The organism is Chitinophaga sp. ARDCPP14 (assembly GCF_051362515.1).
In the GTDB taxonomy this organism is placed as follows: domain Bacteria; phylum Bacteroidota; class Bacteroidia; order Chitinophagales; family Chitinophagaceae; genus Chitinophaga.
In genome coordinates this window covers 1-324 of record NZ_JBKIXB010000037.1, presented here as the reverse complement: position 1 = coordinate 324, position 324 = coordinate 1, and the positions used below count along the sequence as shown (strand labels likewise).

Annotated in this window: 1 tRNA gene; it reads right to left on the bottom strand. The window is 40.7% G+C overall.

The features are described 5' to 3' along the window. Positions 1–217 precede the first annotated feature (217 nt). Positions 218–291, bottom strand: a tRNA-Ala gene (locus ACLHR0_RS31675). Positions 292–324 lie beyond the last annotated feature (33 nt).

Here is a 324-nt window from a genome sequence, read left to right as displayed (position 1 = left end):
CTAATTTCTCTCGAAATCAATCGGATCTTTATTAATTATGTTTAGCTGTACATTACCTGTTTGAACCTAAGCATCACTACTTAGATTCGTGCTGTTGTTTCCAATCTTTCAAAGAACTTTTGACCATTTACATGATCATTGCTGATGTCCGAGATCCGATCTCCGTGGCTCTTTTGCCATACATCTTATTTAATATTAAAGAACAAAGGTGATTAAGTGGAGGATATCGGATTCGAACCGATGACCCCCTGCGTGCAAGGCAGGTGCTCTAGCCAACTGAGCTAATCCCCCGTAATCATTGTAGACCCGAGCAGATTTGAACTG